16 protein-coding genes are annotated in these 15254 nt (G+C 40.6%); 12 read left to right on the forward strand and 4 right to left on the reverse strand.

Translation table 11 applies throughout. The features are described from left to right. Nucleotides 1-14: 14 nt before the first annotated feature. The 7 genes from N0M92_RS17155 (at nt 15) to N0M92_RS17185 (ending at nt 8240) form a co-directional block, all read left to right on the forward strand. Nucleotides 15-1079 (forward strand): ABC transporter ATP-binding protein, encoded by a 1065-nt coding sequence (locus tag N0M92_RS17155; RefSeq protein ID WP_260286947.1) that lies wholly within the window; start codon nt 15-17, stop codon nt 1077-1079. Between the two features lie 16 nt (nt 1080-1095). Beyond that, the gene (locus N0M92_RS17160) at nt 1096-2814 is read left to right on the forward strand and encodes an adenine deaminase (protein WP_260286948.1); all 1719 of its coding nucleotides are present in this window, start codon (nt 1096-1098) and stop codon (nt 2812-2814) included. Between the two features lie 184 nt (nt 2815-2998). Next, nucleotides 2999-3151, forward strand: coding sequence for a hypothetical protein (locus N0M92_RS17165; protein WP_153246156.1), 153 nt, complete (start codon nt 2999-3001; stop codon nt 3149-3151). 660 nt (nt 3152-3811) lie between these two features. Next, on the forward strand, nt 3812-5716 hold the full coding sequence (locus N0M92_RS17170; protein ID WP_260286950.1) for an endonuclease MutS2: 1905 nt from the start codon (nt 3812-3814) through the stop codon (nt 5714-5716). A 238-nt stretch (nt 5717-5954) separates the two neighbouring features. After that, nucleotides 5955-6383, forward strand: a complete 429-nt coding sequence (locus tag N0M92_RS17175) for an Rrf2 family transcriptional regulator (RefSeq protein WP_260286951.1) — start codon at nt 5955-5957, stop codon at nt 6381-6383. Nucleotides 6384-6450: 67 nt separating this feature from the next. Then, entirely contained in the window at nt 6451-7356 is a 906-nt protein-coding gene (locus tag N0M92_RS17180; protein ID WP_260286953.1) for an NAD(P)/FAD-dependent oxidoreductase, read from the forward strand. Between the two features lie 251 nt (nt 7357-7607). Beyond that, nucleotides 7608-8240, forward strand: coding sequence for a class I SAM-dependent methyltransferase (locus N0M92_RS17185; RefSeq protein WP_260286954.1), 633 nt, complete (start codon nt 7608-7610; stop codon nt 8238-8240). Nucleotides 8241-8447: 207 nt separating this feature from the next. Here N0M92_RS17185 and N0M92_RS17190 read toward each other — a convergent pair whose 3' ends face one another. Together N0M92_RS17190 and N0M92_RS17195 are read right to left on the reverse strand one after the other, a co-directional pair. Further along, the gene (locus N0M92_RS17190; protein WP_260286955.1) at nt 8448-8591 is read right to left on the reverse strand and encodes a YrzO family protein; all 144 of its coding nucleotides are present in this window, start codon (nt 8589-8591) and stop codon (nt 8448-8450) included. Nucleotides 8592-8624: 33 nt separating this feature from the next. Beyond that, entirely contained in the window at nt 8625-9590 is a 966-nt protein-coding gene (locus tag N0M92_RS17195) for a DMT family transporter (RefSeq protein WP_260286956.1), read from the reverse strand. 134 nt (nt 9591-9724) lie between these two features. On the opposite strand from N0M92_RS17195, the gene N0M92_RS17200 reads away from it, so the two are divergent. The 5 genes from N0M92_RS17200 (at nt 9725) to N0M92_RS17220 (ending at nt 14132) form a co-directional block, all read left to right on the forward strand. Continuing rightward, nucleotides 9725-10621 (forward strand): LysR family transcriptional regulator, encoded by an 897-nt coding sequence (locus N0M92_RS17200; RefSeq protein ID WP_260286958.1) that lies wholly within the window; start codon nt 9725-9727, stop codon nt 10619-10621. 479 nt (nt 10622-11100) lie between these two features. Next, nucleotides 11101-11277 carry a hypothetical protein gene (locus N0M92_RS17205; RefSeq protein WP_214786801.1) on the forward strand — a complete coding sequence of 59 codons (177 nt, stop codon included), beginning with the start codon at nt 11101-11103 and terminating at the stop codon, nt 11275-11277. Between the two features lie 533 nt (nt 11278-11810). Beyond that, nucleotides 11811-12512 (forward strand): hypothetical protein, encoded by a 702-nt coding sequence (locus N0M92_RS17210; protein WP_260286960.1) that lies wholly within the window; start codon nt 11811-11813, stop codon nt 12510-12512. A 183-nt stretch (nt 12513-12695) separates the two neighbouring features. After that, entirely contained in the window at nt 12696-13562 is an 867-nt protein-coding gene (locus N0M92_RS17215; protein WP_260286961.1) for an RNA polymerase sigma-70 factor, read from the forward strand. A 108-nt stretch (nt 13563-13670) separates the two neighbouring features. After that, a complete protein-coding gene (locus N0M92_RS17220; protein WP_260286962.1) occupies nt 13671-14132 on the forward strand; it encodes a carboxymuconolactone decarboxylase family protein in 462 nt (153 codons plus the stop codon). 164 nt (nt 14133-14296) lie between these two features. Here the strand turns inward: N0M92_RS17220 and N0M92_RS17225 are convergent, their stop codons facing one another. Together N0M92_RS17225 and N0M92_RS17230 are read right to left on the reverse strand one after the other, a co-directional pair. Next, nucleotides 14297-14524: a hypothetical protein gene (locus tag N0M92_RS17225; RefSeq protein WP_192206476.1), complete on the reverse strand. Its 228-nt coding sequence runs from the start codon at nt 14522-14524 to the stop codon at nt 14297-14299. Further along, the gene (locus N0M92_RS17230; protein WP_144528821.1) at nt 14524-14844 is read right to left on the reverse strand and encodes a YbjQ family protein; all 321 of its coding nucleotides are present in this window, start codon (nt 14842-14844) and stop codon (nt 14524-14526) included. The genes N0M92_RS17225 and N0M92_RS17230 overlap by 1 nt, the downstream gene beginning before the upstream one ends. Nucleotides 14845-15254 lie beyond the last annotated feature (410 nt).

Genomic DNA, 15254 nt, shown 5'->3' on the forward strand with positions numbered 1-15254 from the left:
GGAGGTAATGATGGATGGCTTTATTCACTTTACAAGATATATCTGTAGCATATAACAAACAGAATATATTAAAAGATTTCAATCTTGAGATTGAAAAAGGGAAACTGGTATCCCTTCTTGGCCCGAGCGGCTGTGGGAAAACGACGACTCTAAGGTTAATTGCCGGGTTTTTACAAGCGAACGAAGGGAAGTTTTTATTCAAGGAAAAGGACTATACGAAAGTGCCCGTCAACAAGCGGAATTTTGGCTTTGTGTTCCAAAACTATGCATTATTTCCGCATTTGTCGATATTCGATAACATTGCATTCGGTCTCCGTCTCAGAAAGATTTCTAAAAGTGAAATCGAAAAAAAAGTAATGAATGTGCTTGAGATCGTTAATTTAAAAGGGTTTGAAAAGCGATATCCCCAAGAGCTTTCCGGAGGCCAAAAGCAGCGGGTTGCGATTGCCAGGGCGCTGGTGATTGAACCGGACATCCTATTATTTGACGAGCCATTGAGTAATCTTGATGCCAACTTAAGGGTGAATATGAGGGTCGAGATCCGCCGTATCCAACAAGAGCTGGGGATTACAACCGTATATGTTTCCCATGACCAGGAAGAATGCTTTTCGATATCCGACCAGGTGGCGATCATGAATAAAGGGATCATCGAGCAGCTTAGTGATCCTGCGACCATTTACAAATATCCCGAAACCAGATTTGTCGCAGACTTCATCGGCTTCAAGAACTTCATTGAGTTCGATAAGCGGACAGATCATGACGGTAAAATAGAACTGAACAAATCCGGATACTCATTTGTGCTGAACAAGGATGCCCAGATGACCAATGCAACGGGAAAAGTGGGCGCCATCAGGCCGGACGATCTGTTGATCAGGGAAAATGTTAACACGGGAGCTGTTCAGGAAAATAGTTTATCTGGCCGGGTTAAGGTAAGTACCTATCTGGGAAGAAGCTATCAATATGTCGTTGAAACTCCAATAGGGGATTTCACCGTGAACAAGGAAATGGCGGAATCCTATCGGACGGGTCAGGAAATCATCCTTGAAATTCCGAAAAACCAGATGGTGCTTGTTGACTAGCTTAGGAGGGTAAGGTATGCGAATGGATATGCTTGTAAGAGATATCAACGTGTTTAACAGCTATTTTAAAAGATTTATTAAAGGGAATGCTGCCATCAAGGATGGAAAGTTCTATTATATCGGAGACCGGGAATTGGATGCCTTCGAGTCGGATCGAATCGTCGATGGGCAGGGGAAGTATATGATTCCAGGCCTGATCGATATCCATCTCCACATTGAAAGTACGATGGTGACGCCTGCGACTTTTTCCTACGGGTTAATCAAGAATGGCGTGACGACGATTGTGCCGGAACCGCATGAAATGGCCAATGTTTTCGGAATTTCCGGTGTGAAGGAAATGATCAAAGCTAGTAAAGATTGCGTAGCGGATATGTTTTATGCCATCCCGAGTTCCGTTCCTGCCACATCGATGGAAACAACAGGCGGTTCTATCGAAATAGATGATATAGATGAATTGATGCAAACCGAGGACATTAAATGTCTTGGCGAGATCATGAATTACTATGAGGTCATAACCGATCCGGATTGCAAAACTAATCAGATTTTGTCCCATATCCGTTCCCGTTATCCAGATCTGATCATAGAAGGGCACGTTCCAAAGCTGCTCGGCTTGGACTTGCAGAAGATTGTTTATGCCGGAGTGAATTCAGATCATACGCACCAGACCGTGGAAGGGATGGATGCGAGGATCGCTGCCGGGATGTTCATTGAGATCCAAGAAAAATCAATGACTGAAGAAGTGATAGATTACTTGAAGGAAAATCAAGTGGATGAGCATTTCTGCTTTGTCACTGATGATGTCATGACCGACTCATTCCAAAACAGGGGACATCTGAATGTCCTTTTAAAGAAAGCCATTCAAATGGGGATGACACCGGAAAAAGCGATATATGCATGCACCTATACACCTGCACAGCGGATGAGGATGTATGACCGGGGTGCCATTGCACCTGGAAAAACGGCAGACTTCCTGCTGCTATCGGACTTGGAAACATTTGAAATTGAACAAGTATACAAAACAGGTGAGCTCGTTTATGAATCTTCACGGCCATATGTACAAGAAGTGAAGGAAAGACAATTTCCTGAGCATTTCTATCAAAGTGTGAAGCTTACGGAACTTACGGAAAACGATTTTACCATCACAATCCCGGATAAGCTTGAACGCAGCAAGTGCAGGATCATAAACGTGCAGAATGGTTCTACTTTCACATCTGAAACCCATGATCATTTAGATGGGAAAAATGGTCAATTATGCTGGGAAGAAAGCCCTTATGGTTTAATCGCCACATTCGAACGATATGGGAAAAACGGCAATCGGGCGCACGGATTGATCACCGGCGATGTATTGAAGCGTGGAGCGGTCGCCACGACCTATTCACATGATAACCATAATCTTTTGGTGATTGGCCATAATAAGCAGGATATGATGATGGCCGCTAACGAAGTCATAAGGAAGCAAGGCGGAGTCTGCTGCGTTGAAGACGGCAAGGTCCTATCCATGATTCCTCTTCCGGTAGGGGGGATCCTTTCCGAAGAGCCAATGGATATCGTATCAAGGCAGGTTCAGCACCTGACAGATGCACTGAAATCGTTAGGCTACGAACACTATAATGTCATCATGTCATTAAGCACCTTATCGCTTCCTGTCAGCCCGGCCCTGAAAATAACCGACCATGGGTTGATTAACGTGAATGAAGGGAAAACAGTCCCTCTCATAATGGGTGATGAAGCTTAAACCGCAAAGGGGATTATCCACTGGATAATCCCTATTTTTTAATGGCTAAATGTCTTCTTTTTTTATTTGTATATAATTACCACTAGAGGAAAGATGTGATAAAATAGAAGGACAACTGAGGATAGAGTGGTAGGTCACAGTTTTTCTTTTCCACCTAATGATAGATGGGAAAGGAGGTGACCGCTTGATTCATTTCTTATTGAACTTAATTACAGATATGGGTAAAGAGATATTTGTTGCTGTAGCAACCAGTCTTATCCTGTCTATGTTCGCCAAGAAACGGAAAAAGAACCACTCATCCTCCCAAGATGGCAATGGTTCTTCTTCTGACGATTAATTAAGTTAGTTGTGACCAACCACTCTTGCTAGTTGTCAGCCTCATGTTAGCGCATGGGGCTGTTTTCAGTTTATGTTAATATAAGGATAACATACCCCGATTTTAAAGTAAATATTCAGACAATGAAAAGGGGAGCTACTGAAGCACTATGGCTGTTAAAGCCAATGCCCCTTTGTTTTACATGAATAGATTCGGAGGATGGCCCAAAAATGAAAAAATGAATTGACTCTTTCTTACTGATATGGTATGTTAATTCCAATCTAAGAAAAGGTGTGGTGTTTTATGTCGGGAGTAGGTATCAACTAATTTAGTTGAATAAGGTATTTAATCACTGATATGCCAGTGGATTAAGTATGCCTTTTTTCACAGTGCAATTCTGCATTGTGAATACCTACCTTAAGACTGCTTCCTTTTCCATAAATCGTGTAACATGCAGGTGTTACGGCGAAAAGCATGGTGGGATTTGTCCTATCATGCTTTTTTGTGTACGCAGGTCTATTCGAGCTGCCCAATTTGTTATCGATTTTAGGTCCTTATAAGGCCGTGCCCGCAGGAGCTTTCTACTCAAATGGCTTGTTCATTTGTAAAGGTAGGGGGACCATTGCGGGCATTTTTTGGATTCGGGAATTAATCACTCACTCATTCAAGGAGGATCATGAGATGAATATAATGACTTATGAAAAATTACAATATATCCAACTCAAGGAAATGGTGAAAAACCATTGCGTAAGCGGTTTAGGAAAAGCGTTATTGGATCAGCTTAAGCCGAGCAGCATTTTGAAAGTCGTTAAAAATCGTTTGAACGAGACAACGGAGGCAAGGAACTTACTGAATGCGGAAAGCCATATTCCCTTGAAAGGCATTTCACATATTGGACTCCATATCGACAAACTGGAAAAAGGCATGATTTTGGAGCCGTCAGAGTTAGTGGCGATAGCAGACTTTTTAAGAGGCTGCAGGAATATCAAGAAATTCATGACCGATAAAGAATTCTTTGCACCAACACTGCATGCCTATGCCCGCTCCATGACTGAATTCAGGAGCATTGAAGAAGAAATCCAATTCACCATAAAAGGAAATGCTGTTGTTTCCGAAGCAAGCAAGGACCTGAAACGGATCAGGAACCAAATCATCAAGACAGAAAGCAAAATAGAGGAACGGCTGAATAAGTTCTTGAAGAGCGGAGCCAATAAAGAGTTCATTCAGGAATTTTTCATCAGTAAAAAGGATGATCGCTACACCATCCCGATCAAAGCCTCCTATAAAAATCAAGTGGCCGGAACGATCGTGGAAGTATCGGCAAAAGGGGCTACCGTGTTCATCGAACCTGCCTCGGTGACGAAATTGAATGTAGAATTGGCCAGTTTAAAAGCGGAGGAATCGATGGAAGAGTATCAGCTTTTGGCCACATTATCGGGAACGGTTTTCGAACAGCTGAAACCGATCAAGATAAACATCGAGTTAATCAGTCAATATGACATGATCTTCGCAAAAGCCAAGTTCAGTAAAAGCATGGATGCCATCGAACCGAAAATCAATGATCATGGTCATATTAAATTAAAGGGCTGTAAACATCCCCTTTTGCCGCAGGACAGCGTACCTTTGGATTTTGAAATCGGGAAGGACTATCGCAGCTTGATTATTACAGGCCCTAATGCCGGGGGGAAAACAGTCGTCCTGAAAACGATCGGCATCCTTACATTGGCCGTCATGTCAGGGCTGCATGTTGCCGGGAAAGAAGGGACGGAACTTGCCGTCTTCGATCAGGTATTCGTCGATATCGGTGACAATCAAAGCATTGAAAATGCACTGAGCACGTTTTCATCGCATATGAAAAACATTTCGGAAATCATGGGGGCATTAACCAATAACTCCTTGCTGCTGTTCGATGAAATCGGGAGCGGAACGGAACCGAATGAAGGAGCCGCATTGGCGATTGCCATCCTTGAGGAATTTTATCAGAGGGGCTGCATAACTGTTGCGACCACCCATTATGGTGAAATCAAGCGCTATTCGGAAATGCACAGTGATTTCATGAATGCGGCCATGCAATTCAACAGTGAAACACTTGAGCCAAAATACAAGCTGCTGATCGGTCAATCCGGGGAAAGCAATGCCCTTTGGATAGCCCAAAAAATGAATGTTCGTGAACAGGTCCTGCAAAAGGCAAAGCTCTATATCGACAATAAAGACTACGACTTGGAGCGTGTCCAGGAAGGTAAAATCAAAAAAGCGAAGCCAGCGGCCGTTACTAAGGAAGCAACTTATGAATATGAGGTCGGTGACAAAGTGAAGGTAAGCGAACTGAATGGCTATGCAATCGTTTATAAGAAAAAGGATGCATACAATAATGTCACCGTTCTTTTCGAAGATACCTTCAAGGAAGTTCATGCCAGTAGGCTCGAGCTGGAAATAAAGGCCGCCGATTTATATCCTGAAGGCTATGATCTCAATACTTTATTTGTCAGCTACAAAGAAAGGAAATTGAACCACGACCTTGAAAGGGGGTCAAAGAAAGCGCTAAAGAACGTAGCAGCGGATATCCGGAAGAAGCTTGGTGAATAGCCTGATGTAAAAACCAACATTGGCAGGGTATGAGTTCTGTATATTTACAGGGCTCATGCTTTGTTTTTGCCTTCCTTTCCCGTGTGGATTGTAACAAGTCAAATTATTACAAGAATAGATTTTGGGAGGATAATCAATCGTTAGGTGAGGTGAAAAAGTTTGCGGTTTTTCGTAGCTTGAGTTACAATCAATTACGGATATTAAAAGTCTGTAATAGTTTTAATTATGAGGTGCATCCATGAAGTATTCAAAGGCAACCAATTATGCACTACATACAATGGTGCATTTAACGATGGAGCCAAAAGGTCAGGCGGTAAGCGTGGATCAGCTGGCGTACATGCAGGATTTGTCTCCGACGTACTTGTCGAAGATTTTGACGAAGCTTGTGAAGGCTGGATTGATTGAATCAGTGCCAGGGGCAAAAGGCGGCTACAGCATTTCACGCCGCGCGCAGGACATTTCGTTTCTGGATGTTATTGAAGCGGTAGAGGGTCAGTCGGTATTGTTCAACTGTGCGTTTGACCATGAAGAAAGCGAGTGTTTAATTGAGCGCGTGATGGTCGAGGCGGAAGGCAACATGAAGAAAGAACTGGCTGGACGAACGATTCAAAGCATTGCGGAACAGATAGAAAAAAAACATGGTCATGAGACAAAAAAAGAAAAATAAATTTTTTTTACACTAATTAAGGATATTAAGGGTCTTTAATAGATTTTATAAAGAAGGAGTGTTTCATATGTTGGATTGTGTAATTATTGGCGGAGGACCTGCAGGACTGAATGCCGCATTGGTCATGGGGCGTGCTGGACGGAAAACGATTTTGTTTGATGAGGATAAACCCCGTAACCGGGTGACACAGGAGTCGCACGGATTTATCACACAGGATGGGGTGAAGCCGTCAGAGTTCAAGAAGCGGGCAAGAACGGATGTCCAGAAATATCCGTCCGTCTCCATTAAGGAGGAGCGGGTGGAGAGTATTGAAAAAGCCAGTGGTGCGTTCCGGATTCAAACGAAAGGCGGAATGGATTACATGGCGAAAAAAGTGCTTCTCGCCACAGGTCTTCGGGATGTTTTGCCGGAGATTCCAAGCATACAGGATGTATACGGAACGAGTGTTTTCAGCTGTCCGTTTTGTGACGGCTGGGAAATGCGGGACCAAGCATTGGCGGTGATTGCAGAAAATGAGCGGGCCTTTCATATGGGGAAACTGCTGTCAAACTGGAGCGGTGATGTAATTGTGTTCACAAATGGCTATCGGATGCTTGATGAGGAGAAGGATATCTTGGCTAGGCAGAACGTAACTGTCATGGAAGAGAAGATCGAAGGTCTTGAAACGAGAGGAGGGCAGCTGACATCGATCCGGCTGCAAAACGGACAGGAAATCAAAAGGGAGGCAGGGATTGTGGTGACGGACTTGGTGCAGTCTGCTCCTTTTGCGGAACAGCTTGGCTGCGAGATCACTCCAAACGGCGGGATTAAAGTGGATTCATTTGGACGAACAACTGTTGAAGGAGTATATGCATGCGGAGATACATCACTCAGCACGCCTTCTCAGCTGGTGATAGCGGCGGCGGAGGGCAATAAAGCGGCCGCTGGACTCATCATGGATTTAGTTGAAGCTGCATTTCTTTTGGAGGCATAAAATCCTTGACTGCATAAGAGCATCTTTAAAAAGAAAAAGCTCTTTTCGGTAAAGATTGTTGTTTTTAAAACGAAACTATTTAAGGTTGATTGGAGCGGAAGTGCGAGACTCCTGCGGGAGTTCACCGCCCGCCCCGCGGAAAGCGAGCAATGGAGGGGAAATCAGCCACACCGCATTACTTGGTGAATAGCAACAAAGTATGCGAAAACAGCCAAAGAAAAAGAGCTAATATCTGTAAAGGGGATTGAGGCATGACAGAATTCTGGGAAACAAGTTTTATAGAAAATCAAATGATGTGGGGATTTGAACCTTCAGACTCCGCAATCTTGGCAAAGGACTTTTTCCTTGAGAATAAAGTTAAGGATATATTGATTCCTGGTATTGGATATGGCAGAAACGCAAAGGTTTTTATTGACAACGGAATACATGTAACAGGTATTGAGATTTCAAAAACAGCGATTGATTTGGCAAGGCAAAATGGGCTTAATAATCGTATTTTTCATGGTTCAGTAACCGATATGCCTTTTGATAACAAACGTTATGATGGTATATTTTGTTATGCACTTATTCACTTATTGAATAATCGTGAGAGAGATAAGTTTATTAAAGATTGCTATAAGCAGTTAAAGCCAAACGGATATATGATTTTTACTACTATTTCAAAAGAAGCGCCAATGTTTGGAAAAGGAAAACAACTGGATAAAGACTATTTCGAGATAATGGAAGGGGTAAAAATGTTTTTTTATGATTCCGATTCGATTGAACAAGAATTTGGAAAATATGGATTGATAGATTCTTCGGAAATTGTCGAGCCGCATAAGAATATGGAACATAAACCTCCATTTAAATTTATAATGATAAAATGTCAAAAGGAACTATCATAAAAAATCAAAAATAGTGAATGGTTCATGGATAAGGCGTATGAAGTGCTTACGCCTTATCCATGAAAAGGGCATGTTTTGATCAATCAAAACATGCCCTTTTCTATTTGCTCGTGGCCGCCCTGCGTTCCAATCAGCGTTCAAATTGTCTGCAGTATGAAGCCTCTCTAAATGACAGGCTTTTTTGCGTTGTATCGCCAAAAGTCTATTTTACTTAATTCTTTTACTTCTATCATGATATAGATTAATTAATTCTGCATTTTGCTTCTTCATCTTTTTCACATTCTTATTAATCGTAGCCAATTCCCACAGTACAGCTAATCCAAAGATTAGCATAAGCGTTAATAAATCCATCGTTGCCCTCCTATTGATGTTGTGTACCTTTAATTAAATGATTCTTTTCAATTTCCTTGGATTCAATTCCTCAACTTGGGAAGGCAAGTTTTTTCTTTGATAATAATTGTTTTGAATCAATGCATATATCACTAAAAAAGTTCCCAGTAATTCGAATGATGATAGTGATTTTCCTTGGATAAAAACGATGACCAATGTGGTTATTGGAACTAAATTGATAAATAGGATCCCATTGATCGGCGTTAAAAGTTTAATGCCTGAATTCCAGCTTAAAAGGGCAATGGCACCGGGAAAAATAATCATGAAAATCATTTCGCCATAAATGGATTGCATAACCTCTGCTGTAGGGACAGACAGGCCCATTGCAGTTGCGAGGAATGTTATGATTGCTGATACTGCAGTTCCTAAAATGCACGTTAAAGTCGAATAGCGGAGTGTTGACCATCCTTTGAATTGGTCGCCGCCCATCGTATATATAACCCAGCCTATAACCCCGATGAGAATGAAAAGGATAGGGATGAGGCTATCTTTCAATAAAAATAGGAATGATATGTCGCCATTGGTAATGACGAGAATGGCCCCTATCAAGGCAATGAACATACTGGCGATGGTATACTTCTTGGGTCTGGTATTTTTGAAAACCCACAGAATTAAAATTGAAATCATGGGCATTAATGATTCCATGATGGAAGCGATAATTACCCCGTTATGCCCCAGTAAGTCTTGACCTGCGAAAATGAGGAAGTTGTATACAGTGAACGCCATCGTTCCAAAAAACAATAATTTCTTCCCTTTCCCTTCCAGGCTAAAAGACTTCTTTCCCTCTTTAATGAATAGCAATATCGCTAAAATTACACTAACAGCTAAATATCGCAAAAAAGAGAAATAAAATGGATCAATATATGTTAAGGCCCTTTCTGCAACTGGAAACATCGCTCCCCAAGAAATGCTGGCTGTCAAACATAAAAGTGCACCGATTAAAACTTGATTTTTTTTCATAAAAGCTTCCCCTCAAAAATAATGATTGATTAAATTCCTATACACACCTTATGATAAAGTCATTATCATGTAAAATGACTTAAAATGAATATAATCATCATTATTAATGATAGTTAAGAAAGGGGGGCACTTTTATGGAAATGCGGGATTTGCAAATATTCCAGTGCGTCGCTAAATATGGCAGCGTAAGTAAGGCGGCTGTTGAATTGAATTACGTCCAATCCAATGTAACGGCCAGGATTAAGCATTTAGAGCAGGAGTTGCGGACGCCTTTATTCAATCGACATAAACGTGGCATGTCTTTAACTGCAGAGGCTAGAAAAATGCTTGAGTATGTAAACAAAATATTGCTTGATGTGGAAGAACTCAAGCAAGTATTCCTGGATAGTGAAACACCTACAGGGATATTGAACATCGGTACAGTTGAAACGGTCAGCGATCTACCCAAGATTCTAGCCTCTTATTATAAACAGTATCCAAATGTCGATTTATCCATTAAGGCGGGGATAACCGAGGATTTAATTAAAGATGTCATCGAACATAGGCTGGATGGCGCTTTTGTTACAGGACCGATTAAACATCCGCTCATTCAGCCATACGATGTGTGTACAGAAAAACTTGTATTAGTTACAAGAAATGAAACATTTAACCTGGAAGAAATTATAACAGAGCCATTTTTAGTATTCAGTCAGGGGTGTGGCTATCGCTCTAAACTGGAACAATGGCTGAAAGAAGAAGAAGTGATGCCCAAAAGGATCATGGAGTTCAATGTATTGGAAACGATCTTAACAAGCGTGACACTAGGCCTTGGCATTACCCTCGTACCACAATCAGCGGTAAATCACCTTACAGCCACTGAAAAAGTGCACGTGCATGCAATTCCGGAAGAATACGGCAATATTTCGACTGTCTTCATCCACCGTAAAGACGCCTATATGACAAACTCCATGCAAAGCTTCTTACAAACCATTGAAGCTCATCATGACAACCGATTTAAGCAAAATCTTGGATCCACTCCTGAGCTAATATGAAGGATATTCTTTACATAGAATGATAGAGGATCGCTGAAACCGATCATTAGGCTGCGAAACTATTAGGGGTGGCAAAAACGTATGGATGAAAAAGACTGTTTAATTTTGCAATATTTATATAAGAGTGGTTTGATGAAAGATTTCTTCTTGAGGAAGAAACTATATGCATCATTTCAAAAGATGAGATACCCGTTGATAGCCTTCCGGAATTTCCGATGATTAATCGCAATTTACTATAGTGAGAAAAACTAAAATGGTTGTTCGCCTTTCAGACTGTAGGCAAACTCGAAGAAAAGCGAGTTTGCCTATAGTTTTTTTCTTTTAAATCGTTCCTGTTGAATGGGGTACGAGATTCCTGCGGGGAAAGAGTCCCGAGGAGGCTAGTAAAACCAATAGCCAAACGTTTTTGTTTAGCTAATTGTATTACTTTTCATCAATTGGGAAAATATATAAATAATAGCAAGGAGGAGGGAACAAAGATGGAAGTTAATATGAGTGTTGAAGAAGTCGTGAATCAAATTTCTGAATTAGTAGAAAAAGAAGGGAAGCCACCTCGAAAGAAAGAGGTAAAGAAGTCAGATCCGGAGTTAATGAAAAACGCATTGTATTATTTTCCTAATTGGGATACTGCAGTAGAACATAGCATTGGATCTTAACCATAAACGATATATATAAGGCAAAGGAAGTTATGAAGGCCGCCAATGGGCGGCCTTTTGAACATGCGATTCTTTACATTATCAAATATTCAAATTGGTTTTAAAAAGTACTCCTTATTCAACCACCTATCGAGTAGTTTAGTTGAATAAAGATATGGATGCATCAAAGGATTCCTGGTCTCAATTAGGGAATATCATATCCGGCAAGCCCTGGCAACGTAAATGAAATCAACTAACTTTGCATATTTTGATGGCTCCTTTATCGGGCGCTTTTCCTGAACTGGAAAGCGTCTTTGTTATGGAAAAAAGGGATAGTAATTAATGCCTTATTGTGAAATGCTACTTATTAACTTAAGGGTAGTATTTTTTTGAAATCAGTAAATGAATCAAATTCATATTTTCTTTTCGGAAAGAGAGGAGCATGGATCTTTTTTTGGTCTATAAAGTCTGATACTTGCAAAGATGCATAGTGTAACTTTTTTACATATGGAGCCGTATAATAATTTGTTAAAACACATGAAAAGAGGGTTCCAATGAAAAAGATATTGTTTATTTTGGCAGCCGTTTTTTTGGTAACAGGACTTAGTGCTTGTAACGGAGTCCAGGAGGGAAATAAGGAATCTCCACCAATTTCAGAAAAGCTAAATGATAAACCTAAGCAAACCGGCGGGCAAGATGAAAATCCTCCAGGTGAATCGGTCGATGATCCGACAAAAGATCGGCCAAATACGAAAACGGATATGATCATTTTAGAAGGCATGGAAGAATCATTTCAATTCAGGCTTCATCATAGTCAGGCACTGGGATTCTCAACCTACATCGTGGATGACATGGTCGTTGAAGAGGCTAGTTCTGGTGAAGGAGATGCAATGATTGTTTTTGCAAATTTTGCAGGCAAGAGAAATGAGGATGCCAAAGTTCAGATATTTTCGAAAAGGGAGGGTACGAATGCGACAATAGAAGAAAAGAAGGAGTTTGCGAGGGAAGTGGTGATTAGCAACGACTTTGAGATTAAACAGCGATCTGATAATAGGCCTAACCGTTTTGATTGGTCTGAGGTCGAATTTGACATTAGTCAGCATGGCAGTAATTCAATATTGGGTACAGTGTCGGTTTTTCAGCATGGCGACCGGGTTTACTATGCGATAGTTCAATACCCAGAAGAATATGAAGAAGGCTTCATACCGCGGGTTGTAAAAATGTTTGATGATATCGTTTGGTATGAAGCACCTTGATAAATGAGGATCCGGAATTGGGAATAATTATCGACTTTTCTGGGAGCAGCTCTATGGCTGTTCTTTTTAAGTTGTAGATTGTATGCTTTAAACCAGGTTAGGAAGGAAAAATGATTGGCTTAGAGAATAGTTATGGAAAGATGACATACCAAAAATGAATTTGATAGAAAATAGGTGAAGCAAGTGGAGTTGGATACATTATATAAGACATATCAACCTTTTCTTTTTTCCATCGCATACCGGATGCTTGGATCTGTTACCGACGCAGAAGATATCGTTCATGATTTATTCCTGCAGCTTCAGCTTGATACCGAACATATTAAGGACATGAAAGCATATCTTGCGAAGATGACGACTAATCGCTGTCTGAACTTTTTAAATTCAGCCCGTAAGAGAAGGGAGGTTTACACAGGACCTTGGCTGCCTGAACCTCGGGTAAACGAAACAGATCAGCCTTTAGATAAGGTTGTAACGGATGAAACGGTTGCATATGCCTTCCTCGTTTTGCTGGAACAGCTTTCACCTGTTGAACGAGCGGTTTTCGTGCTTAGAGAAGCATTCGCTTACAGCTATGAAGATATTGCTGAAATGCTGGAAAAGAATGAAGTGAACTGCAGAAAGATCTACAGCCGGGCTAAGAGGAAATTACAGAATGATCTGCCAGCCCATCCGGGGGATACGAAACATGTCGATCTATTGGCACAAAAATTCATAAAGGCATCTACGACAGGAAACTTTGAGGAGCTTTTGGATATCCTTACAGAAGATGTTGTCCTTGTTACTGATGGCGGAGGAAAAGTGCTATCTGCCTTAAATCCGATTGTAAACAAACAGCGCGTATTCTCCTTTCTTACAGGAGTGTCTGCTAAAGGAAGTTTCATAGGAGAACTTCTTCCGGTGATGGTCAATGGTCAGGAAGGAATTTTGCAAATGAAAGAAGGAAAGCCTGTCAAAGTCATCTGCTTTGAATTGGATTCAAAGCAAAAAAATATCAGAAAAATCTTTATTGTTACCAATCCCGATAAATTAAATCATGTTCCTATTCCATAATAGGGTAGACGGAGGGCTCATAACGGGCTCTCTTTTTTGTATGTCACAAATCAAACCCCTATTTTGTCTTATAAGTGGAACCAAAAAGATTTAATGGAGGAGATAGACATGGAACAACGCATTAACTACATGAAGACAAATCGGGAAGTGGTCAAATTAATGATGGGATTGGAGGAGTACAAGAAAACAACGGAAATCGATAGCAAATTAATCGAATTGATTAAAATTCGCGCGTCTCAAATCAATGGCTGTGCGTACTGCTTGGATATGCATACAAAGGATGCCCGGGCAATGGGTGAAACGGAACAAAGAATTTACTGCCTGAGTGCTTGGCGTGAATCACCATTCTACTCTGAACCGGAAAGGGCAGCGCTGGAATTGACGGAAGCGGTCACGGCCATTTCTGCAAACGGAGTACCTGATGAACTGTATGAACGGGTCCGCTTTCATTTTGATGAAAAACAATATATCGATCTCGTTACCATCATCATCACGATCAACGGCTGGAACAGATTGGCCATTTCAGCTCAAAACGTCCCCGGGCACTATAAGCCCGTAATACAAAAATAATTTGCAACACAAATTAGGATGTAAATTAGATGACCCATCCGCGAAGCGATTTGGTCCCAGTTTTTACCCATGAATACTGATTTAACGGGATTCACCTATAAAATCAGCATTAAGTTTAGCATTATAAAAGGCCACGTTTTTGTATGAAACGTGGCTTTTTATAATCATTTTTCTTTTTTATAAAAGCGTTCACCTGTTTCAGGATTATAATACACTCTTGTTTTTTCTCCAGTCACAGGGTCCATATTTACTTCATCTGTCGGCTGAAATCCGTCAGGAACTTTTACACCGTGATTACGTTTAAACCGTTTATCATAGATAAAGTATCCAAGTAAAATGCATAAGATAACTATAACAATTTGTAATATATAGTACCCTATGATGAATTTCATTATATTGCCTCCACAATAACGGCAGTTCCATATGCAACGATTTCACTCATATTTTTACCGATTTCCCCAGAATCATATCTCATCATTACAATTGCGTTTGCGCCCATTTGATTGGCATTTTTAATCATACGGTCCATAGCTTCTTTTCTTGAATCTTCAAGCATAGCTGTATATTGCTTGATTTCTCCGCCTACTAAGGATTTTAACCCTGCCATGATATCGCCGCCAATCCCTCTGCTTCTTACAATTAGACCAAAGGCGGGTCCTTTTACTTCTACAATTTTGTAACCTTCAATATTTTCTGTGGTAACTACCAACATAATAATCGCCTCCATCTTATTTACTTTATTGAAAGTAAGTCCACAATATCTTTTATATCTATGTGCTGGGCAGCCCTATACTCTTTTTTAGTATTTCCACATAAACAGAAGGCATATCTTCAGCTATTGTGTTACCTCCATTGAATAATGATTACCTGTTTATCAAGTAAAAAAAAATTATACCATTCCTTTAAATTTTAACATACTACAAGCTTCATCCTGTTTAACACCTAGCATATTTCGAGTGAACATAAAAAATCCCATTTTGCAGGGATGAAAATTTAGTTTCATAGTACAAGCAGATAAATTGTGATCTGGAGGTTATATCCAATTCTTCAAACCGTTTATTTATATAATTACGAACTCAGAAACATTTATATACAGATTATCAGCTATTTCTTTATCCCCGA

It is taken from the genome of Peribacillus aracenensis, assembly GCF_025175645.1.
Classification (GTDB): domain Bacteria; phylum Bacillota; class Bacilli; order Bacillales; family DSM-1321; genus Peribacillus; species Peribacillus aracenensis.